The sequence below is a fragment of the Priestia sp. 3CA3 genome (assembly GCF_056836725.1).
On sequence record NZ_JBXENJ010000004.1, the window covers coordinates 382,531 to 404,607 of the forward strand.

The following is a 22,077-nucleotide window of genomic DNA, read 5'->3' on the forward strand; positions in this document are numbered from 1 at the left end:
TAATTTTTTTCATTTTTTTCATGCATCATTTCTACATAAAAACGAGATAGCGGATAAAAACCCACTATCTCGTTTTTATGTAAGATTAGTTACTCGATATTTCCGTTCGGGCCTCCCTACACTTCCATACACTATTTCAACCTGCATTTCCTTACACGATACTAAATACTCTAAATACCTTCTCATTGTTGAATAACTGATACCGACTAATTGAGCAAACTCATCTACATTCAAGCTTTCCTGAACTTTGCAAACTTTATCTCTTACCAAACGAAGAGTATGTTTATCAATACCTTTAGGAAATGCTGTTACTGCAGCCGCTGATTGATTGCGGCGACTATGATGTGTTCTAAATAAATGGTCTATTTTGTCTTGATTAATCATTTTATTTTCAGTTAATTCTATTCTCGTAGACTGATAATGTTTTAAAGTAGATAAAAATTTATCAATAATTACAGGTTTCACCAAATAACCAAACGCTCCGCCTCTTATTGCTTCTCCTACTGTTTCAACATCATTGGCTGCCGTTATTAAAATAATGTCGATTCCTCGATACTTCTTTCTAATTTCCCATAGCAGTTCTACTCCATTGATATCTGGCAAAAAGACATCTAATAAAATTAATTGCGGTGTAAATATTGTCAGTAATTCTAAAGCCTGTTCTCCAGATCCTGCTGTCGCAACAACAGTGAAATGCTCTAGTTTCTTAGTAAATTGTTCATAAATTTGTGCAGCTGTAGAATCATCTTCTATAATCATGACATTAACTTGATTTTCAGTCATATCGATTCTTCCTTTTCATTATTTAATAGCTTTGGGATAACTAATGTGAATCTTGCTCCCTGTAACATACTTTTGCTTATGTATAGTTCACCTTTAAGCAACTCTACAGATCTTTTAACAATGGTCAATCCAATCCCGTGATTTTCACCTTTTTTCGTTGTGTAACCATCTATAAAAATCATATTTTCTACTTCTTTTGATATCCCTTGTCCATTGTCTTCAACTTCAAAAATCAGGTCGTTTCCTACATCTGTAAAAGATACTAGCACGTTCCCTTTATGTTCTCGCACAGCCTCGAGCGCATTATCAATTAAATTCCCCAAGATGGAAACAACGTTTTTTGCCTCTTCGATATCTAAAGTACTTGTTAAGTTACTATCTTGATCAATTTCTAAAGTGACGTCTAATTCTTTCGAACGATTGATTTTCCCAAGTAAGCAGGCAGCAATCAAAGGATCCTTCACAGAAGACATTAAAAAAGAAAGAATATCTTGGCGTTCCTTTACCTCTGATGAAATCATTTGCATGACATGCTCATATTTCTTTAACCTTAATAACCCGTAAATCACGTTCAGCTTATTTAAAAATTCGTGATTTTGAGCGCGTAAATTATCAGAGAACATTTTAATTTTAGAAATCTCTTCAGTCAATTCTTCAATTTGTGATAAAGTTCTTATGGTAAGAACGATACCTTGCACTTCTTTTTTTCTTACAATAGGAGATAAATCTAAAATATACTGCTGACCATCTAGTAGAAGGGATTGGTTAGAATACACGCATTGCTCTTCTATTGCTTGATCAATTAGCTGTCCTAAACGGGTGTTCTTTATCTCTCCTCCTATTGCTAAATGAAGGTTATCAAAGAGCTCTCTAGCCCTTCTATTCATCGACGTTACATATTTTTCGACATTTACAGTAACAGTAGCATCTCGAATAGATTCAAGGGTAGCCTCTTTTTCTTTAAAAAGAAAGGAAATTTCCTCTGGTTCCAGTCCAAATATTAGTCTTTTTACCCGCCTTGCAATAAAGAAAGCCCCAAATGCTCCAATAAGAAAAGGAATACAGGACAATTTAATAATTTTTATTCTATAATCATTAATCTGTTTTTCTATATTGCTTACAAGAAACCCTACCGAAGAAACACCTATAACGTTTCCTTGGCTATCCCATATGGGGGTTTTGGCTTTAATTGCAAATCCTGAAATTCCTTTTCCTTTATAAATAATGGATTGATGCTTCTTTAAAGAAGCTTCATTGCTTGTTTTGGTATGTTTTCCAATGTAACTACTATTGGGATGAGAATAGCGTATTCCTTTATCATTGGCGATGGTGACATAATCTGCCCCTGTGGTTTTTCTTATTTTTTCAGCAACAGGTTGGATGTGCTCAGAAGGATTTTTCTGCTTAAAAGCTTTTACAATCATTTTATCTTCAGAAGCTAATTTTGCTACTGTCATAGCTTGATTACCTACATATTTTTCGACAATTTCATCTACCATTGCAGAAAATAAGATGCATACAAGGACGGTACTAACAAGAATAACTACAGTGATGAGTAATGTAATTTGGGCAAGTAAGCTAAGTCTTCTATTCACGTAAAGAGAACGCATACATTCCTCCTTTTAAGGAATTAATAATGAAATAAAATACCGTCTTTTGTTTTAAGTTTAGCATAAAAAAAAGGAAGTTTAGCACCAAACTTCAAATGTTTATAATCAGACTGATAAAGGGAAAAATAAATCGAATAAACGCTTGACTTAAAGTATACTTTAACAATTATAATCAATTCGAAAACATCGCAAATGGAGGAATTAACATGAAATATACAGTAATCACTGGCGCAAGTTCGGGAATTGGATATGAAACAGCTTTAGCTTTCGCAGCGCGCGGAAAAAACCTTATATTAGCTGCACGTAGAGAGGACAAGCTGGATGAGTTAAAAGAAAAGATTGAAAAACTGAACCAAGATGTAAATGTTATTATCCAGTCGGTTGATTTATCCGTGGCAGAAAATGCTCACACGTTTTATGAGTCGCTTAAAGAATATGAGTTAGAAACATGGATTAACAATGCTGGATTTGGAAACTTTGCTTCTGTCGGTGAACAAAAATTAACTAAAATTGAAACAATGCTTCACTTAAATATCGAAGCCTTAACCATTCTTTCTTCTCTATTTGTAAGAGATTATGAAAATGTTGAAGGTACACAGCTTATTAATGTCTCTTCTGGAGGCGGCTACACCATTGTTGCTGATGCAGTCACTTATTGCGCAACAAAATTCTATGTAAGTGCATTTACAGAAGGTCTTTCTCAAGAATTGAAAGGAAGAGGATCAAAAATGCAGGCTAAAGTTCTAGCTCCAGCGGCTACTGAAACAGAATTTGCACAGCGTTCGATGGATATGAGTGATTTTGAATACGAAGGACGAGTACCTAAGTTTCATACGTCAAAAGAAATGGCTGCTTTTATGCTGGACCTTTATGATAGCAATAAAACGGTAGGACTTGTAGATGGCGTGACTTACGAATTTCAATTAAAAGATCCTATCTATCCATATGCAGACAGAGCGACAAGTTCAGATTCTTAAACAGAAAAGCACCCTTTTAGGGGTGTTTTTTTATGGACTCTTGAATGGGTATCTTGTTTATGTGATGAAAATGCTTAAAGATAGTCGTGTTCAAACTCGACTTATACTTGCACTCTTTATTTCCTGATTTTTGTTTCACTTTTTTGCACATACTAACCGAACGGAGGTGACGAAAATGGGTACAAAAAAATCTGCTAACCGAGGTCAAGTAGCTCCTGGTGTTAACCCTCAAGGGCACGGAAAAGATGTTGAATTTTCAACAGAACCGAAAAGTGAACTTGAAAACAAAGCGAAAAAATCAAATACAAAAATTTAACTAAAAAGGAGAAGGTTCCTCTTCTCCCTTCTCCCCCTCTTAACTGCTTTCCTACATACACTCCTCAGGTCGTTTACTTCTTTCTGCTTCTTATAAAACTGTATCAATAGTATAAAAAAGTATACTATACAACAAAAATGTGCGTACTTGTTAGGATGAATTATATGATTTATGATAAATCTGCAAACGGATTTTACGACAAATTGTATGTTAACTGACTGTTAGTTGTAAGCTATACAGGGTATAGATTACTCTGAACAGTTCATCATTAAATATTTTTACAGAAAGGTTGTTTACACATGAACAATACAGATAAGAAACAAGAAATTTTAGACGCATTTAACTTTCGTCATGCTACAAAAGAGTTTGATCCAGCGAAGAAAATTTCCGATGAAGATTTCCAATTCATTTTAGAAACGGGGCGTTTATCTCCAAGCTCAGTAGGTTACGAGCCGTGGAAATTTTTAGTCGTTGAAAATGAAGATTTAAAAGAAAAATTAAAAGCTGTTTCTTGGGGAGCACAAGGCCAAATTCCTACAGCAAGTCATTTTGTTATTATTCTTTCTCGTACAGACGCAAGATATGACTCTGAATATGTGTTAAATCTTCAGAAAAACGTAAAAGAAATGCCGGAGGATGTATTAGAGACATTAATGCCTCGTTACAAAGATTTCCAAGAAAATGATTTTCACTTGTTCGAAAGCAAGCGAGCACTATTTGATTGGGCCAGCAAACAATCTTATATTGCACTAGCTAATATGATGACATCAGCTGCTCAAATTGGCATTGATTCTTGCCCAATTGAAGGGTTTAACTATGACCAAGTACATGAAATTCTAAAAGAAGAAGGATTACTAGAAGACGGCAAGTTTGATGTTTCTGTTATGGTTGCGTTCGGCTACCGTATTCACGAACCTAAACGCGAAAAAACAAGAAGAAGTATGGATCAAGTTGTACAGTGGATCAAATAATAAACCAAAAAAAGAAGAGGTGACGTTGCTCACCTCTTCTTTTTTATATCTTTATATGCTGCTATAAAATCACCAGGATCGGTGTGTATGGTATAAGCGAACATTCCTTGATTTGTATGTAAGTATAAAAAGCCGCTTTCTTTTGAAACGCATTTGTAAGAGATGTCAAATACGCTGTTAATGTGAAAGGACTCATTCTCTGTTTCAATATTATCAGTATATAAGCACATGTCTTTTGAATGCTGAATCGTCACTTTTTTTGTTCGTTTTATTTTTCTTTCAACGTATGTATAAGGAATCATAGAAATAATGCTCATAGCACAGCTCCCCTTCTTTATGAATATTTTCCTTTTGGAGCATAAAATATCTCGTTAACAAAACTCTATCACTTACCAAAAAACAATTCCAGAAATACTCTTTCTGGAATTGTTTTTAAGATTGTTGCTCTTTATTTTCTTCATCTTTGCAAAAGTCGATATTACTGTTTGTCATAGAGGCAATAGCAGGAGAACCATTTCCAAACGAAAAACAAGCTCCTACCGATTTTGTATTTGCTGTGTGGCTATTTTGTACAACACAGCCTACGCTTACATTCGAATTGTCTTTTAACCCGTTAGTCACGATATTCTCAATGTTAATAATACAGCCCATTTTAACACCTCTTTCGTTTCTATTAACGTATGTCATCTCTGTGTATATGTATAGGATGTTCGCCTATTAATGATAAGTTGTTTTCTGCAAAATACAAAAAAAGAATCTTCGTGTACTCTTTAAGCAGAGAAGACACTAAAATGATGTCTTCTCCTTAAGTCAATTTAACTTTTTACGGCTTTTTCCCAGTCTGATGCAAATTTTTCAATTCCTTGCTCTGTTAACGGGTGTTTTACTAATTGTTCAATTACGGCATACGGAATGGTCGCAATATGCGCCCCAGCAAGAGCTACTCGTGTGACGTGATCTGGGTGTCTTACTGACGCTGCTATAATTTGTGAGTCAATGTGTTGAACTCGAAATAGCTCTGCAATTCGAGATACCAGATAAACCCCGTCTTCTGAAATATCGTCTAAGCGTCCTAAAAATGGCGATACGTATGTGGCACCGGCACGAGCTGCTAGAAGCGCTTGATTCACTGTGAAAATTAACGTTACGTTTGTTTTTACGCCTTTTTTAGCTAGATAACGGGTTGCTTCCAATCCAGCAATGGTCATAGGAAGTTTAATTGTTATATTTTTGTCTCCTCCGTTAATTTTTATAAGCTTTTCTGCTTGCGCAATCATGTCTTCTGCTGTTACTGTGTCGGGGGTGACTTCTGCTGAAACGGATTCTACTTCCGGGACGGTTTTTAAAATTTCTTCGATGCGATCTTCAAACTTTACGCCTTCTTTAGCTACTAGCGAAGGGTTTGTGGTAACACCTGATAATACCCCGATTTTATATGCTTTTTTAATATCTTCCAGGTTAGCTGTATCAATAAAAAATTTCATCATGTATTCCTCCACTCGTTATGTTAAAAACAGCTTTTCAGGGGCATTTTTGCATAACTTTATGTTCAAATGGAATTGCCCTCTTCATATTGTCTTCATAAAATAAAATTTATTTCCTTTCAAATGCTGTATGTTTTTCTCCAAGTTTTCCCTTCTTTAAACTCACCTGAATAACTTCTATTTGTATGTATCATACTAATGATGTTGAAAAACCTCTCATTTACTCAACTAAAAAACCTCCAGCATTTATGCTGAAGGTTAAGATACATTCTACTCTTAATTTTTTAGTCCTCTATAGCGAGCTGTTTTTAATTCTTGAACGTAGGGTTCAAAGTCCGGCATCTCTACAGCTCTCGCCAATTCGATTGCTTTTTCAATATCGTATGGAATACGCACAAATTGAATAGAAAATGCTGAAGGACTTTCGCCTTGATCCTTTCCTTCTAAGATAAGATAGGAAGCTTGTGGTAAATCAAGCGGGTTTCCTACACTTCCTACATTACACAGCGTTTTCCCTTTAATATGTTGAATAAATGCATTATGTACATCTCCGTAACAGATGACATCCGGTTCTCTTGATCCTTTTATATTTTCCGTATATTCCGTATTAGCAAATAGACTAAGGCGCTTTTCAAGTGAATCCCAGGGTTGAATTCGGTCATAAAGACTTCTAGGTGAAGCGTGAAACATTCTAATTAATTTCCCGCTCATCATAAACTCAACAGAAAAAGGAAGTTCCTTTAAGTATGCTTCTTGGTTTGAACTTAACTTCTCTTGATGCCATTTTAACGCTTCAAATTCCGCAGGCTTTGTAATGAAATCATCCCAGTTCCCCATTACTGTTACTTCGCACTTTTCTTTTATGATATCAATTGCTTTACTTGAATCCGGTCCTTTTCCTACTAAATCACCTAGACAAATGATGCGATGGATATCTCGTTGTTGTATGTCAGCTAAAACTGCTTCTAATGCAGGGAGATTTCCGTGGATATCTGAAATAACAGCAATTTTGTCCATTGATTCCTCCACTCCTTTTTCATATGTATGTATTCAAGCCTTTTCTTTATTATAACATTTTATGATAAGACCGTTTACTAAAACGGGTCCTCTTCATTTAACAAGCAACGGTATAATTCGAATGGATATAAAAGGGAAGAATAAGAAGTGGGTTTTTATGGATTGGGAAGAAATCTATCTTCCTTATTTATTAACATAAAATAAAGGAGTACTGTAATATATTTATACGAGTACTCCTTTATTGGTAGTTAGGTAGTATAGAGAGTCGCCAGATACCTCATTTATCTTGCGACTTTTGGTTTATAGCTTATTGAACACCAACTGCGTCAAATGACTTGCCTACTGAAATTACTTCTTGAGAGCCTGAACCGTATAGATCAGCAGCAGCTTGTACTAAACCTGCACGCGCTTGGCTGAACGTTGTAGACTGAGTGAAGTATAGCGTATTGGCACGGTAATAAATTTTTCCTAGCTTATCTCCGCCGATGCCTGTTACAGTAACTCCGTAATGAGTTCCTCCGTTAGCTAGCAAGTAGGCAGCTTTGTTGATAATACCGCTATTTGTATGAACCCCGCCATTGTCACTAGAACCTGTATAGCGCTTTGAATAATGATCCGGATCTCCGTATTTCGCTGGGTTGCTCATTGAACGAAGTGCATCGCCGCTTGTTCCAGGCGTATAAATATCCTCTCCAATTTCCCAATCTGGATTTCGGTTGTCATAGTATTCTACCAACGTTCCGAAAATATCGGAAATCGCTTCGTTTAATGCACCTGATTCATATTGATAGATTAAATTAGAACTTCTTTCTGTCACCGCATGCGTCAATTCATGTCCGATAACATCTAATCCTCCTGATAGCGGAACAAAAGTAGTTCCATCTCCATCTCCATATACCATTTGAGAGCCATTCCAAAACGCATTGTTGTAGCCGCTGCTATAATGAACAGTCGATTTTAGCGGAGCTCCTGCATTGTCATAGGAGTTGCGGTTAAATTTGTTTTTATAATAATCATATGTCACGCCTGCATAATAGTGAGCATCTACTGCAGCTGCATCGCGAGTTGCATTGTACGTATTATCGGTATCGGCCCATAGCGTACCCGGAAGAGATGTACGATTTTTTGCATCGTACGTATAGATTGTAGCGCCTCTTGTATTATCTTGTAAGTAGTAAGTAGAACTAGATAACGTTGTCTTTAAGGATTTAGTATCTCCAAGAACTCCTTTACCTGAGCCAATAGCATTTGTACCTGTTACAGGTTTCGCTGCCGGCTTTGCCGCTTGCTTCACGTCGGCTTTTGGACCAGCTACGGAATCAATTGTATTGTACTTATCCAGTACTTTACCGCTAGTAGCATCAACAAAGTAATAATAGTTGCCTGGTTCAGGATTTAAGAAATTTAAATTTACTACATAAGCGTATGTAGTGTCTGAACCATTTTGATAAATATACAGTTCAGATGAAGGAGATTTTTCATACGTCGGCTTAAAGCCTAAGTCTTTTTCAGCTACTTGAATCGCCTTTTTGCTGTCAAGTTGCTTTTGGCCTTTTAGCTTTTCCTTTTTATCTAAATCAGGAGCTACTGTACCTGATACAACTTTTAAGGTTCCATCTTTCGCTACGTGTGCTAATTGAGTAGATCCCCAAACGGGAATATTATTATATACTTGCTGCAAGCGTACCACGGTTGCTTGTTCAATAGGATCTTTCACCACTTCTGTCACTGTAAATGAGTTTTGAGCATTTTCGTTTCCTAATTTATATTTGTCTTTATTTGTATTCATATAGTGAAATACGACGTCTTGAGCCTTCTGCGATGACGGGCCCGAGAGCTTTCCGGAAATAAACTCAGGAGATTTAATTTCTTTGTTATACTTTTCAGTTGAAAGTACATTATTTGGCGCAGCACTACTCGTATGTGCAAAAGCAAATGATGAAGAAAGAATACCAACTGATAATAATACCTTTAAAGCCTGTTTTTTCTTTTTCATAGTTTTTTTCTCCCTATCCCTAGTAAATTTAATTACCTCAATTTTTCTGTTAATTGCGATAATTAGCAACATTATAGCAACTAAAAATTACTACGTCTATATATTATTTCAATATTCCTATTATTATGAAAATTAAAAATAATTCCTCTGCAATAAGTCTTTTTTACCTGTTTAAACTATATGAAAATCATTTATGTTGATTTTCATACAAGTAAAATAATTCTTCTAGCCAGCTGATAAAAACTAGTAGGATAGGTAGCGTTATTCGTTCTTACTGTCAGTTCTATGAAGCATTTTACAAAAATTACTTATAAGGAAAATTATAAATTTCAGACCATTTTTTCGGCTTAGATATACTCTTCCTCTTCATTTTTTTATTTTTTTAATCTATTAATTAAATTTTTTATATGTTTTTTATGTACGTGCACAACATTATTTTATTATAGTACTGTACTTCTTATGAACGTAAAAAAGCACGAATCTACTAAAATCTTTGTAAATCCGTGCTTTTTCTGTTTATTTCAAGCATACACAACCAACGATAACTAATAAAACAAATAGTACAACGATTAATGCAAAACCGCCACCGTAACTACCGTAGCCGCCGTAGCCATAACCACCGCCGTAACCCCAGTTGTAAAATCCCATTTCACTTCACCTCCGTAGCCTGTTTACTCTATAGCATATGTACAGGCTAGAAAAAATGCTCGCCCATTTATCGCCCTTTTATAACTATAAAAAAGAAATTGAGACATAACGAAATCACTCCAATCAATAGCTAGAAGCAACTAAATAGATGAAACCTACGTTCACCCTACCAATGAAAAAATCCGAACGATTCATCGTTCGGATTTCCCTTCAACTAAACTGCTTTTGTCACAGCCTCTTTTAAGATAACAACTATTAACTTATTTACTTTTAGAAGCTTGTTCTTTAAAGCGAAGTATGTAATACGGAACAATACAAATAACCGCCAAAACGAGAGCCGTTAAACTGACTATGCGGGGATTATTAAGCCCGAAAGAATAGTCTCCAAAAGATGCTCCAATTGCAATAATAGCAAAAATAATATACAGAATACGAAATATGTTAATCCACTTTTTCTGTTTAATCGTAACCACTCCTTTGCTTATTTTACTCCAACATAGAATATTATAACTTTACTAAACAACTTGTTGCAAAATTTCTTCTGCCTTTAACTGATTACCTTTTATTTTAACGGTAAACAAATTTCCACATTCGTCCCTTTGTTTACTTCACTTTCAATACTAAGAGTTCCTTTATGCTGCTGGATAATATTAAAGCAGATCATTAACCCTAACCCAATACCGTCTTCTTTAATACTGTAAAATGGTTCACCTAAATGTTTAATGCGATCTTTTGAAATTCCTACACCTTCATCAATAATTTGAATATGAAGGTGATTGTTGTCTTTTTGTCTCAGCTCAACTTTAATTTCGCCTCCGGAAGGCATTGCTTCAATCGCATTTTTAAGAATATTTATAAACACCTGTTTCATTTGATTGCTTTCACAATATACAAGAGGCAATTCTCCATATGAGTGAAGTTCAATAAAAATGTTTTTCATGGTTGCTTGAGGCTGCAGCAATAAAATCACTTGTTGAATTAACAGCTGCAAATCAATCGACTGAAATGTTACAGCCTGTGGTTTTGCCACAGACATGAATTCATCTGTAATCATTTCAATACGCTCAATTTCAGAGGATATAATGTTCATATAGGTTAACTCTTCTTTACTCGCTTTTTCAGTTAATAGCTGCATAAACCCTTTGATGGCCGTTAAAGGATTTCTAATTTCATGAGCAATAGCTGTAGCAAGCTGACCGACCGCTGCTAATTTCTCAGATTTCTGCAACAGCTCTTCTGTTTCTAGGTATTCTGTCCTGTCTCTTGAAACAATAAGAAGCACTTTTTTGTTTTCTATATTGAACAATTTCCCACTATATTCTAGTTTTTTTACTTCTCCAGACTTAAATGTAAACTGTGATTGCAGCGTGAAAGAAAGATTTCCTTGGCGAATTTCTTCAACCGTTTTTCGAACAATGTCAGAATCTCTAGGTATAATATCTTGGCATGGCATGGATAAAAGCTCTTCTCTCGTATATCCAAAGCGCTTACATCCAGCTTCATTTACTTCGATAAAACGAGAAGGAAAATGATTAGAACCTATTTCAAGTAAATAAATTGCGTCGTTTGCATATTCAAATAACGTTCGATATTTCAACTCACTTTCCTTAAGCTTACGATGCAGCAAGTCAAGCTCTTTTCTCGCTTTTTTAGCCTCAGATATATCCACACATACTCCAGACAAACCTATTAACTCATCTTTCCCATTAAAAATTGGCGAAATAGTGATGCGAAGATCTACTAAACTTCCGTCTTTACGAGCTCTTACAACTTCTACTCGATTGATTGCCTCTTTTTCAGCAACCGTCTTTTTTATATTCTCATGTACGTCCTCACTAAAAGCCCCTGCTATTTCGTAATATGTTTTCCCAACTACTTCGTGGGCTTTCCAGCCATATACTTTTTCGTAGGCTTCATTAACTCGCAAGATCCGCCCTTCTAAATCAGTTATGATCACCGCATCCATGTGATGATTAATAAAAGACTCCAGCTGTTCTTTCGTATATTCCAGTTCTTTTTTCATTATTCTGACAAAAAAAGAATCTTCTTCATCCTTACATGAATCTGATCCAGCATAAGCAGCTTCTTCTGCTACAGCGTAAAATTTACGATAAAATTCTATCGTCGCTACAGCTACTCCCAGTCCGAGAATTCCGAACACTAAATATTCTATTTCGCTATAAAACGGCGACTGAATAGGTGTATTCCAGAAGTAATTCGTCAGTAAGACATGAACGATAAAATGAATAAAAAAACAAAGAAGAGATTGTTTTAATAAAGAAAACTGCTTTCTATATCGAATAAGAGGAAGGGAAAATAAAAAGGTAAAGATTAAAATTAAGATAGTCAGTAACCAATGACTTTCTAAATAGATACTGCACACAGCCATAGTGATACCTGCAACTGCACCGGCTCTATAACCAAAGTATAGAACGGTCAAAATAAGAGGAAGAAAACGTAAATCATATGTAATCTGTTGATACGTAACGCTATATATCATAAGAATAGCAGAAACAATACTTGCATAAATACCACTCATCCATTTGTATTTATGGGCTAGACGCTGCAGCAAAAATATTCGTATCGCAATCATAATGCTGACAAAAAACGAAAAAATACATAAGTTAACAAATAATCCGCTACTAATCACTCCTTCTATTCCTCCTTTACTTGTAAATATGCGTGAAATAATTCCCTTATATAGAGAGTGTAACATGAATAAGCGCTGCTATTTATAAAATTGATAAAAAAAACTAGTCTCGCCCGAGGCAAGACTAGTTTTTTTATTATCTATGCTGATCTTGATACATAGGTCCTTCTGAAATCATATTGCTTTCAGAAACGTACGTAGGATCTGAATGCGCATCTTTATTTAGGCTAGCATTTACCTGCTGTTTTTTAGATAAACTTGAAAGTTTTACTTTGGCACTTCGAACAAGTCCTTTTACTTTTCGGCGTTTCGCAGCATCGCTTAATAGATAAGACGTAATGCCGACTCCTACCGTTGATAGCGTAATACCTGATATCAATGCTTTTTGTTTTCGTTTTCTCATAATAACTCCTTCCTTGTACCTTTTTGAATCTTACAATAACTTTTCCCTCTCAGGTACTCTCTCAAACCCGATTATTCAGATTATTCACTTCTTTAATAAGACGCTGCAGCGTGTCCGCTCCTGCTATTCCATCTGAAAAAAGGCCATACTGATTCTGGAATTTTTTCACTGCAGCGATTAATTCATCTCCATAGAAACCGTCTGCTCCAAACTTCGGAAGAGAAAAACCTAGCGTAAGTAAGTTTTGCTGAATTTGTTTGACTCCTAACCCTCTATCACCTTTGGAATAGACAAATGGTCCTTTTGTATTATTCGTCATAGAGAGATTTGTTGTGACTTTTTTAAAAAATGAGCAGTCCATTTCATTTATATCCACATTTGTAGAAATTCCTTTTACTCTGCCAGAATCCGTATACTGAAACATTGCCCACCGCTGCCATTGACTTAGCTCACCAGGGTGCTGCATACCGCCTTGTCTGTTGTTTGCACTATATCTTGCTACCCACAAAGGATACTTACTTATTTCAGTTGTAAAAAAAGTTTTAGCAAAATGATAATTAGTATATACGATAGGCTTAATCCCTGTTGTTTTGCGAACATGCTCGAGCCAGCTTACGGCAAAGCGAGAAACAAATTCTTTGGATTTTTTCTTGTCTTCTTCTAGATCCAAACACGGCGGAAGGTCTAGTTTCATTTGTCCAAGCTGAGCAATAAAAAAAGCAGCTTCTTTCTCCGGGCTATTTGTACAGTGAGCATAATGATAAAATCCTACTCTCAAGCCCGCATTTTTAGCACCTATATAATTTTCATAAGATCTAGGGTCTACAAAAGTTCCGCCTTCTGTTAATTTTATATACACCCCTTTCACTGAGGTGTTTTTTATTTCTTTCCAATTAATGATTCCTTGATGATGAGAAACATCGAGAATAATAGGATTATTTGAATGTCGACTTTGCATAGTTTTCACCTCTTTTGCTAGCTTCCTTATGTATACGACGAATATTTTAAAACCCCTGTTTTTCCGGATCTTGATATTCTTTTATAACGATGTGTAAAACGTTGCTCATTTGAATAGCTAAATAAGCTTCGTGTTTTTTGTCATAATAACGATACCATCCTTGCGTATGAATAATAGATTCCTCAAGCTCTTTTACATTTTCTGATTCAACCAATGTACTGATTGATTTTTCATTTCCAAAATAAAACTTCACTTCGTACGTCACTTGAATCCCTCCTTTATAAAGATGTAAATACCCTAATCGTATGTACTTGAATCTAGTACAAGGTAGTGTAAAATTTCTTTTAATCCGCTTTCTCTTTTTGTGTGTTTATTTAGAACAATGTTTATTTTATTATAAAACAAGAAGCCAAGCAGCTCAGAATGCTTGGCTTCTTGTTTTATTTTGATGGATGAATCATATTAGCTGGATTTACCCATTGCTCAAATTGTTCTTCTGTCAGAAGGCCTGTTTTTACCGCTGCTTCTTTTAATGTCGTTCCTTCTTGATGAGCCAGCTTGGCGATTTTAGCCGCATTTTCATACCCTATGTGCGGATTTAACGCTGTTACAAGCATAAGAGAATTTTCTAGATTATGCTGGATTTTCTCTTTGTTGGGTTCAATTCCTACTGCGCATTTATCGTTAAAAGCCTGCATGGAATCTGTCAGCAGTCTGACTGATTGTAAAAAATTATAAATAATAACCGGCTTAAATACATTTAATTCAAAGTTTCCTTGACTAGCCGCAATTCCAATCGTCACGTCATTCCCTAACACTTGTGCAGAAACCATTGTTAGAGCTTCACTTTGAGTTGGATTTACTTTTCCAGGCATAATAGAACTTCCTGGTTCGTTAGCAGGAATCGTGATTTCACCTAATCCGCTCCGAGGACCGCTTGCCAGCCAGCGTACGTCATTGGCGATTTTCATTAAGTCAGCTGCTAAGGCTTTGAGTGCACCATGGGCATAAACCACTTGATCGTGACTTGTTAATGCATGAAATTTATTAGGTGCTGAGATAAATGTTTTTCCAAGCGTGCTGCTGATTTCTTTCGCTACTTCATCGCCGAAGTCAGGATGTGCATTTATCCCCGTCCCAACAGCTGTACCGCCAATAGCTAGCTCCTTCATATACTCTACGCTTTGTTTAATCATTTCTTCATTTTTTTCGAGCATATGATGCCATCCGCTAATTTCTTGTCCTAGTGTTAGCGGTGTAGCATCTTGTAAATGGGTTCTTCCTATTTTAATAATATCTTTAAACTGCTCTTGCTTCGCAGCAAACGTTTCTTTTAATGTTTTTAGAGCAGGCAATAATTGATCTTCGACTTCTAGTACAGCTGCAATATGAAGAGCTGTAGGGAAAGTATCGTTAGAGCTTTGTGACATATTAACATCATCATTTGGATGGAGCGTTTCGTCGCCGTTTATTAGCTGGTTTCCCCGGTGGGAAATCACTTCATTTACATTCATGTTTGATTGCGTTCCGCTTCCTGTCTGCCATACTACTAAAGGAAAATGTTCATTCCATTTCCCTTCAATAATTTCGTTAGCAGCTTGCACGATGGCTTCCGATTTCCCTGCTGATAGTTTGCCTAGTTTATGATTGCTAATAGCCGCACTTTTCTTCAGAACCGCAAAAGCGCGTATTACTTCAATCGGCATTTTTTCAATCCCTATTGGAAAGTTTTCTTTACTTCTTTGCGTTTGCGCTCCCCATAGTTTATCTTCTGCCACTTTGATTTCTCCAATTGAATCTCTTTCGATACGATAGCTCATAGTTAGAACTCCTTTTCAATATTTTCTTTACCTATTAGTATTGATTATATGGATGAATTTCATGACATAATAACAATTATTCACTGTTGAAAATTCCCTTTTTTCTATTTTTTAAACGGGCTTAACTTATTTGATTATTTAGCTCATAGTTTATTTTGATTTTATGATACAAAAAAAGATCCGAAGAATACGCTCTTCAGATCTTTTTAATAAGTCCAATTTTACTTATGAATCCATACAGCACCAGCTGAATTGTCTTTTGCTTCACCAATTACGTCTAATTTTAATCCGTTTTGAGGAAGCAAGCGGCCTGCATCTTTAATTCTTTCATCTAAATACGATTTTTTATCGTTAAAGCTTGTAACACCATTTGATTCTTTAGATGAAATCGTTCCCCACGTTTTATGAGAATATGACCAAGCAGGTGATTTATCAAATGAGAACGCCGCGTCTGCAATTTGATATCGGCTTGAATTTGCTGTAGTGCTAATACCATTCACATTAAAGTAAAGAACTTTATGAGCATGTGAATCAACTACACCAAGGAATCCTTCACCCGGATGTTGTCCTACCCAGTTATCAAGATAGCTTTCATCTGCGTACCAAAGCAGCATGCCTGTATTATATTTTGCACCGCGCGCGAATTGAAGTGCTTTATCACTGCCTGCATAGTTTCTCCACTCAAGGTAATAATAGTTATCTTTATAGCTGATGCCGTTTGTCTTTTCAAATCCATCTAACGTTACTTTTGGAGCTCCTTCAGCATCGTCCGTGAATACCGTTTTTCCATCTACTACTAAACTAGCATTATCAAGAGCGAATCCTTGAAGAGCAAGTCCGCCGTCCGTGACGTATTCAAATTGAAGCTTGATTTTTTTACCTTTAAACTGCGTTAAGTCATAACTTTTATCTTCCCATTTTCCGTTAGATGTTTCAGCAGAACCATCTGCATTATTCGCTTTATCACCAATTGTATCTAACAGAACTTTTGAACCGTCAGGAAGAATCGCATTTACATATAAGTAATCGTATTCTGCCTCTACTTCATAGAACGCTTTGTAATTGAATTTAGCTGTGTTGGCCGTTGTTAAATCAAACTCTGGCGTTGTCATCGTCGTATGCAGATCGTCTCCGCGTTTACTGTAATAATAGTTGCTTCCAAACTCAGGCTTAATCCCTTGAACAGCTTTTTTAGGTAAATTAATCTTTACAATACCTGGTCGTTTAGATTTTGTGACACTTTGATCAACCACGCTCACAGAGCCCGATTTTGTAATGTTTTTGCTGTCAATTTGTTGAATATTTGCCCAGTTTCCACCCATATTTGCTTGGAAAAACTCTTTATTTTGCGGGGAGAAACTTGTCGGTTCTGTTCCAGCTACTTCACCAGCCCAGCTCCCTCCGCTCATAATTGACCAAACGCCTACCGGCTCACCTTGACCCGTATACTGTGTATCATACTCATCCGGCAAACCTAAATCATGGCCAAATTCATGAGCAAAAACTCCAACTGCTCCGTCTTCTGGTTCGATTGTATAATCATAAGCAGCCATGTTTGTTCCAGGAACTTTATATACTTGTCCCAAAGTAGAGCGGTGAGACCAGATAGCATCGTTGCCTAGTTTACCTCCACCTGCTTCTTGCCCAGTTCCAGCATGAATGACCATTAAGTGATCCACTATGCCGTCAGGCTCATTGCGGTTGCCATCTCCATCGATATCATATTGATCGAACTGATCATAATCTGAAAGGTTAATGCCGCTTTTTGCTGCTGCAGCAAGCGCTTCTTTTACAAGGTTACGAGGCCCTTTAGATCCAGGCGCATTATCGTTTCCTCCCGCTGGATTGTCTGCTCCGTATTCTTTTGCGTTTCCAGGTACGGTTAACCAGTCAGAAACCGTTCCATCTACTGTGTAACTACCTCCAGACTGTTCTTCATAATATTGTTTAAACGTTTTAATTTTCTTTCCGTTGAATAGCGTAAAGTCTTTCTTTCCAAACATTAATTGCTGATAGTGATTTCGGTTAAAGTCTTTTGCATACATGTAACCAGGTTCTTGAACGACATTATTGTGCTTAAAGTCTGCGTATTCGACTAAAAGTACAAGAACTTTATCTTTTCTCACTTGTCCGTTATATTTTGCCTGAGCTGCAGGTTTAACGTTTACCCCGTTCCCCGAATTGTTTCCTTGAGACTTAATGTTAGCAAATTCGCCTCGTTGAAACTTTTCTTTTTGTTTTGTTTGCATTTCTTTCGCTTTCAAATCAATTTTGCTAGCTTTATGTCCTTTCATGCTCTCTTTATGTGCATCTTTTTTGTTTATGTAAGAAGTAACGGCTTTCTTCACTTCTTGCGGTGTTGCACTTTGAGAAATAACTCCTTGGTTTTTCAGTGCGTTAGCCAATCTTTCTTCCGGTACTGTATTCATATCAATTGGTGAACTCGGAAGTTCCTCCGATTGTGCGGTTTTAGCTGAAGCAGTACTTCCATTCATAAGTACTGGTCCCACTCCGCTTAATGTAACAGTTGTGGCAAGAAAAGATGTCCCCAAAATCTTTTTCCAGCTTTTCAAGTAAACCCCTCCATTTTAGAATTTTCAAACTATTAGCAAGATTTATTTTATATTCTAAAACTAGGAAGGTCAACTACATTTTACTATATTATTAAAATTTTTTGATTCTAGTAGATAATGTAAAATAGTTTTATAGTATGTAACTAGTTTTCTTTGCCTGACAATTAAAATGTCTGATAAACCCTTCTTGCGTATGCAAATTCCATGCCAAATCGATAACCACAACTAAAACTGTATGAAGCGTATTTTTTTAGGGAATTAGAACCACCTTTTCCGTATTACTATTATATAAAAACAAAAAATTCCCCATTATGGATACAGAAAGATAAAAAAATCACTTCTCGATAGACGAGAAGTGATAACCTTTGTATGCAAGTAAATTTAAGAATGTTCTTTTTGACGATGCAGCAAGATATGATAGAGCGACGTGCTCCAAATAGACATATTGCGCGCTGCGATTTCATAAGGTTTTTCATCAATTTTAAACAAGAAATCCCCTTCATAACTCACGGATTTCCCTTGCTTTTCCAGCTCTTGTTTAACAGCTTCAATCCATTCTACTGCATTCGTATAATGTTTGTTCAAACGAACTTTAATAGTTTGATTCCTGTAATGAATAAAAGATGTAATTCCCCAAAAAATTAAGACAAGAAAAAGTACCATATACAGCAATTGCATGATAACGATCCCCTTCTTCCTTCATTTCATTATTTTCAATGAAGACTTAATTTAGATGAGTAAATATTACTATTCTCCTTTGCTATCGTCATCTCCTTTAAAAAAGTAAATTCCTTTTCCACGTGGGCGTATAAAATAAACCCGTGTACATGCTTGCTCATCTTTTTTACTAACGTTTTCTGTTAAAAAATGATAAGCTAATAGAATGATAAATAGAAAGGGAGGGCGACGAGTTGTCAACTGAACAAGTGAAATTAGCAGCCGTTTTAGATGTTGAAACAACGGGATTAAGTGCTCAAACATGCGATATTATCGAACTGGCAATTGCTGTTGTTTCTTATGATTCTTCTACCGGAGAAATAATCGACATTGTAGAAGAATATGAAGAATTTAATATGCCTTCAACTCCCATTTTCCCGTACATTACAAACTTAACGGGAATTACAAATGAGATGGTCAAAAATAAAACATTAGACGATAAAAAAGTGGAATCATTGTTAACTAGCGTTTCGGCTATCATCGCTCATAATGCTTCTTTCGATCGCAGTTTTCTTTTAAAACGGTATCCATCTTTATTTAACCAAAAATGGCACTGCTCTATGCGTGCTGTCAAATGGAAAGAGTACGGCTTTCCTAATAAAAAACTAACAACACTTCTTGACCATCATAAGATTGAGAGAGAGAACGCTCACAGAGCTATGGATGACGTGAAAGGAACCATTGACTTGCTAAGACAGCAAAATCCTAGCGGAGAGCCCTATTTTTCTGAAGTATTAAAAAAAGCAATGAGCAAACCTAAAAAAACAGCGGCTTCCACTCGTTTTTAACTTAATAAAAAAAGCGCAGCTTCTGCGCTTTTTTTGTTTTTATTTGCCTATTTCTTAAGTGTTGAGTTATATCTTTGAGGAATATGGTTGTAAACAGCGAGGTTGTAAACGCACTGGAAGAAAAAGAAAAGTGCCTGCTTTCAAACCAAAAAATCGCGGAGGAACAAACTGAACAGCTGGTGTTTACAGACATATACGAAATCAGCTGAATTGCTAATAATCTAGAAGATTCAAATTATACTTCTCTTACCTTTTGGCTTTGAAGGTCGTGATGCGTTTGTTCTAGTTCACTTAAATTCAATTCGTACAAATGTCTCCCGTCTTCTGCTTTAAAGTAACCCGATTCAATAATTTGATTCATTAAAAGATCTTTCTTTTGCTCAAATGCTTTTTCAGATGTCATGTTATCATCTCCTTTTTTAGGTGAATATCTTTCATAGAAAAGACGTACACCGCTTGTGGCATACGTCTTGTTGCTTTTCACACTCGTTACCTATGTTTAAAAACAACGCAATCGTTACATTTTATCGAGAAGGCTGCTTACGTCTTGCAGCCATATTGAACATTTTGGTGATGCACTACTTTTATACCCTTCATGATGTTCTTAAAACGCAATTGGAAAAAGATTTTCATAAAATCTGTTTGCCATCTACTGCCCCGCTTTCAAAATGCGGCTGTGAGGCGATTTTTTTTGTTGCTAAACTAACCACCATTAATACAACTAAATTAATAAATAAAGAAATGACGCCGACATTTGTATCTTTAATGATTTGTGGCAACGCAGGAAACAACGTGCCAAGCGTTGTTTCCGTAATCGTTATATACATCACAGACGTAATGCCGGCAACAATACCTGCACACGCCCCGTATTTAGTCACGATATTGTTTTTCATTAAACTAAAAATAAAAGCAGGAAACAGCTGCGTCACAATGCTGTAGCCCATTAGTAAAAGCGTTACAATTGTATTTCCTCCATGAAGTGTAAAATAGACTGAAACAAGCGCAATGACTGGTACGAAGCATTTAGCCAGTATCGAAATTTGTTTGCCCGTCGCAGAGGGAACAAGCACGCCGTAAACGTTTTTAGATAGTGACGTAGAAGCTGCCATCAAGAGCATCGATCCAGGCACAAGCGCTGTTAATAAACCAGCTGCGCCAATAAAGCCGACAATCCACGGGTCAAATGTTTGAATGGAAAGACGAAGCAGTGACAAGTCCGCTTCTGCGCCTTGTAGTCCAGGTACCTGCATAAGAGCAGTAAACCCTACAAAAAAGACAAAAAGCAGCATTAACGTATAAATAGGACTTATAATAGAATTCTTTCTAAATACATTCTCGTTTTCAGCTGAATACGTTGCATTAAACGTATGCGGCCACATGTAAAATCCTAATACGGTCAGCATGACTGTAGAAATAAACCACGAAATACTTAGACCTGTCTTGGGAAGAGTAAGAAACGTTGGATTTGCTTGATGCACAGCCTCAAACATTGGCTGTAAGCCTCCGTAGTAATGAAACGGCATATATATTCCTAAAAATAAGACAACAATAAAAATCATAATATCTTTCACAATAGCCGTCCAAGCGGAACCATGTATGCCTGATATCATTAAGTAAACCGTTAATGATATGGCTCCAATCCAAATGGCTGCAGTTGAAGAGATAGAGCCATAAGAAGCTTCAGATACAATAATGCCTAGGCCTTTGAATTGTAAAATAATATAAGGAACAATTGCCAGCACCCCTGCACATGAAACAACGATACCAAGAAACGGACTTTTGTATTTTGAAACAAAAAAATCCGGCTGAGACATGAGCTTATGCTGCTTCGCATATCGCCATATTTGCGGACCAATCCAATACCCTAACACGTACGCTAAAGAAATATAGGCTAAAATATAAAACGCCGGCCCTCCTTTCCCATATGCCCAAGCGCTTCCACCTAGAAACGTAAAAGTAGTATAGATTTCACCCGCCATCAAAAAGAAGACAAAAACGGTTCCAAAACCTCTGCCCCCTACGCTCCACTGCTCTAAATCCATTTTTTTGCCCCGCGTAGCTCGAATTCCAAGATAAATAGCTAAAAGTAAAAAACCGAAAATAATAATCAGTGCGGTATTCATTGTTTATCTCCTCCTTTAACAGCAGGATCGAGCTTGTACACAATACCCATAATAAAAGATGTAAGGATTACCCACATAACAATCCAAAAAAGAAAAAAAGGCATCCCTAAAATAAACGGAGTCACTTTGTTAACGAAAGGCAATAAACCTAATATTCCTACAAACGGAAGCAGGCAAAGAAGATAAATTATTTTCATAGAACTCCTCCTTAATCACACGGCTTATCAGTACTTATCTAAGGCT

Annotated in this window: 22 protein-coding genes and 1 pseudogene; 4 read left to right on the plus strand and 19 right to left on the minus strand. The window is 36.3% G+C overall.

Going from position 1 to position 22,077, the window contains the following annotated elements; genetic code table 11:
- Positions 1 to 75 precede the first annotated feature (75 nt).
- Both AC1VNJ_RS13815 and AC1VNJ_RS13820 read right to left on the minus strand, forming a co-directional pair.
- The gene (locus AC1VNJ_RS13815; protein WP_257042968.1) at positions 76 to 783 is read right to left on the minus strand and encodes a response regulator; all 708 of its coding nucleotides are present in this window, start codon (positions 781 to 783) and stop codon (positions 76 to 78) included.
- Positions 780 to 2,240 carry a sensor histidine kinase gene (locus AC1VNJ_RS13820; RefSeq protein ID WP_328156951.1) on the minus strand — a complete coding sequence of 487 codons (1,461 nt, stop codon included), beginning with the start codon at positions 2,238 to 2,240 and terminating at the stop codon, positions 780 to 782. The genes AC1VNJ_RS13815 and AC1VNJ_RS13820 overlap by 4 nt, the downstream gene beginning before the upstream one ends.
- Before the next feature lie 359 nt (positions 2,241 to 2,599).
- Here AC1VNJ_RS13820 and AC1VNJ_RS13825 point away from each other — a divergent pair, with 359 nt between their 5' ends.
- From AC1VNJ_RS13825 to AC1VNJ_RS13835, 3 genes are all read left to right on the plus strand, one after another.
- On the plus strand, positions 2,600 to 3,370 hold the full coding sequence (locus tag AC1VNJ_RS13825; protein WP_028413364.1) for an SDR family NAD(P)-dependent oxidoreductase: 771 nt from the start codon (positions 2,600 to 2,602) through the stop codon (positions 3,368 to 3,370).
- A 175-nt stretch (positions 3,371 to 3,545) separates the two neighbouring features.
- The gene (gene sspL / locus AC1VNJ_RS13830) at positions 3,546 to 3,686 is read left to right on the plus strand and encodes a small, acid-soluble spore protein L (RefSeq protein ID WP_013057030.1); all 141 of its coding nucleotides are present in this window, start codon (positions 3,546 to 3,548) and stop codon (positions 3,684 to 3,686) included.
- A 299-nt stretch (positions 3,687 to 3,985) separates the two neighbouring features.
- Entirely contained in the window at positions 3,986 to 4,657 is a 672-nt protein-coding gene (locus tag AC1VNJ_RS13835) for an NAD(P)H-dependent oxidoreductase (protein ID WP_047750986.1), read from the plus strand.
- Between the two features lie 29 nt (positions 4,658 to 4,686).
- Here the strand turns inward: AC1VNJ_RS13835 and AC1VNJ_RS13840 are convergent, their stop codons facing one another.
- The 14 genes and pseudogenes from AC1VNJ_RS13840 to AC1VNJ_RS13905 all read right to left on the minus strand — a co-directional run bounded on the left by AC1VNJ_RS13840 (position 4,687) and on the right by AC1VNJ_RS13905 (position 18,884).
- The gene (locus tag AC1VNJ_RS13840; protein ID WP_028413366.1) at positions 4,687 to 4,974 is read right to left on the minus strand and encodes a hypothetical protein; all 288 of its coding nucleotides are present in this window, start codon (positions 4,972 to 4,974) and stop codon (positions 4,687 to 4,689) included.
- 115 nt (positions 4,975 to 5,089) lie between these two features.
- Positions 5,090 to 5,308: a spore germination protein gene (locus tag AC1VNJ_RS13845; protein WP_028413367.1), complete on the minus strand. Its 219-nt coding sequence runs from the start codon at positions 5,306 to 5,308 to the stop codon at positions 5,090 to 5,092.
- Between the two features lie 164 nt (positions 5,309 to 5,472).
- The gene (gene fsa, locus AC1VNJ_RS13850) at positions 5,473 to 6,141 is read right to left on the minus strand and encodes a fructose-6-phosphate aldolase (protein ID WP_251440620.1); all 669 of its coding nucleotides are present in this window, start codon (positions 6,139 to 6,141) and stop codon (positions 5,473 to 5,475) included.
- A 276-nt stretch (positions 6,142 to 6,417) separates the two neighbouring features.
- Positions 6,418 to 7,158, minus strand: a complete 741-nt coding sequence (locus tag AC1VNJ_RS13855) for a metallophosphoesterase family protein (RefSeq protein WP_028413369.1) — start codon at positions 7,156 to 7,158, stop codon at positions 6,418 to 6,420.
- Positions 7,159 to 7,465: 307 nt separating this feature from the next.
- A pseudogene (locus AC1VNJ_RS13860) lies at positions 7,466 to 9,064 on the minus strand (M4 family metallopeptidase); the annotation flags it as partial.
- A gap of 606 nt (positions 9,065 to 9,670) precedes the next feature.
- On the minus strand, positions 9,671 to 9,802 hold the full coding sequence (locus AC1VNJ_RS13865) for a YjcZ family sporulation protein (protein ID WP_033578960.1): 132 nt from the start codon (positions 9,800 to 9,802) through the stop codon (positions 9,671 to 9,673).
- Between the two features lie 260 nt (positions 9,803 to 10,062).
- Complete coding sequence (locus AC1VNJ_RS13870; RefSeq protein ID WP_013083131.1) at positions 10,063 to 10,275, minus strand: hypothetical protein; 213 nt, start codon at positions 10,273 to 10,275, stop codon at positions 10,063 to 10,065.
- An 89-nt stretch (positions 10,276 to 10,364) separates the two neighbouring features.
- On the minus strand, positions 10,365 to 12,452 hold the full coding sequence (locus AC1VNJ_RS13875) for a PAS domain S-box protein (protein WP_028413372.1): 2,088 nt from the start codon (positions 12,450 to 12,452) through the stop codon (positions 10,365 to 10,367).
- Positions 12,453 to 12,588: 136 nt separating this feature from the next.
- Positions 12,589 to 12,855: a hypothetical protein gene (locus AC1VNJ_RS13880; protein WP_028413373.1), complete on the minus strand. Its 267-nt coding sequence runs from the start codon at positions 12,853 to 12,855 to the stop codon at positions 12,589 to 12,591.
- A 61-nt stretch (positions 12,856 to 12,916) separates the two neighbouring features.
- On the minus strand, positions 12,917 to 13,813 hold the full coding sequence (locus tag AC1VNJ_RS13885) for a GH25 family lysozyme (RefSeq protein WP_482640917.1): 897 nt from the start codon (positions 13,811 to 13,813) through the stop codon (positions 12,917 to 12,919).
- Between the two features lie 46 nt (positions 13,814 to 13,859).
- The gene (locus AC1VNJ_RS13890; RefSeq protein WP_108674720.1) at positions 13,860 to 14,078 is read right to left on the minus strand and encodes a hypothetical protein; all 219 of its coding nucleotides are present in this window, start codon (positions 14,076 to 14,078) and stop codon (positions 13,860 to 13,862) included.
- 175 nt (positions 14,079 to 14,253) lie between these two features.
- Positions 14,254 to 15,633, minus strand: coding sequence for a class II fumarate hydratase (gene fumC / locus AC1VNJ_RS13895; protein WP_034266080.1), 1,380 nt, complete (start codon positions 15,631 to 15,633; stop codon positions 14,254 to 14,256).
- Between the two features lie 221 nt (positions 15,634 to 15,854).
- Entirely contained in the window at positions 15,855 to 18,206 is a 2,352-nt protein-coding gene (locus tag AC1VNJ_RS13900) for an immune inhibitor A domain-containing protein (protein WP_028413376.1), read from the minus strand.
- Between the two features lie 381 nt (positions 18,207 to 18,587).
- Entirely contained in the window at positions 18,588 to 18,884 is a 297-nt protein-coding gene (locus AC1VNJ_RS13905) for a hypothetical protein (RefSeq protein ID WP_028413377.1), read from the minus strand.
- Positions 18,885 to 19,117: 233 nt separating this feature from the next.
- Between AC1VNJ_RS13905 and AC1VNJ_RS13910 the strand changes: the two genes are divergently transcribed.
- Complete coding sequence (locus AC1VNJ_RS13910) at positions 19,118 to 19,711, plus strand: exonuclease domain-containing protein (protein ID WP_028413378.1); 594 nt, start codon at positions 19,118 to 19,120, stop codon at positions 19,709 to 19,711.
- 235 nt (positions 19,712 to 19,946) lie between these two features.
- On the opposite strand, the gene AC1VNJ_RS13915 is transcribed toward AC1VNJ_RS13910, so the two are convergent.
- The 3 genes from AC1VNJ_RS13915 to AC1VNJ_RS13925 all read right to left on the minus strand — a co-directional run bounded on the left by AC1VNJ_RS13915 (position 19,947) and on the right by AC1VNJ_RS13925 (position 22,031).
- Positions 19,947 to 20,114, minus strand: coding sequence for a Fur-regulated basic protein FbpA (locus AC1VNJ_RS13915; RefSeq protein ID WP_080754423.1), 168 nt, complete (start codon positions 20,112 to 20,114; stop codon positions 19,947 to 19,949).
- 226 nt (positions 20,115 to 20,340) lie between these two features.
- Positions 20,341 to 21,834 carry a sodium:solute symporter family protein gene (locus AC1VNJ_RS13920; RefSeq protein WP_482640918.1) on the minus strand — a complete coding sequence of 498 codons (1,494 nt, stop codon included), beginning with the start codon at positions 21,832 to 21,834 and terminating at the stop codon, positions 20,341 to 20,343.
- A complete protein-coding gene (locus AC1VNJ_RS13925) occupies positions 21,831 to 22,031 on the minus strand; it encodes a DUF3311 domain-containing protein (protein WP_033578956.1) in 201 nt (66 codons plus the stop codon). The genes AC1VNJ_RS13920 and AC1VNJ_RS13925 overlap by 4 nt, the downstream gene beginning before the upstream one ends.
- Positions 22,032 to 22,077 lie beyond the last annotated feature (46 nt).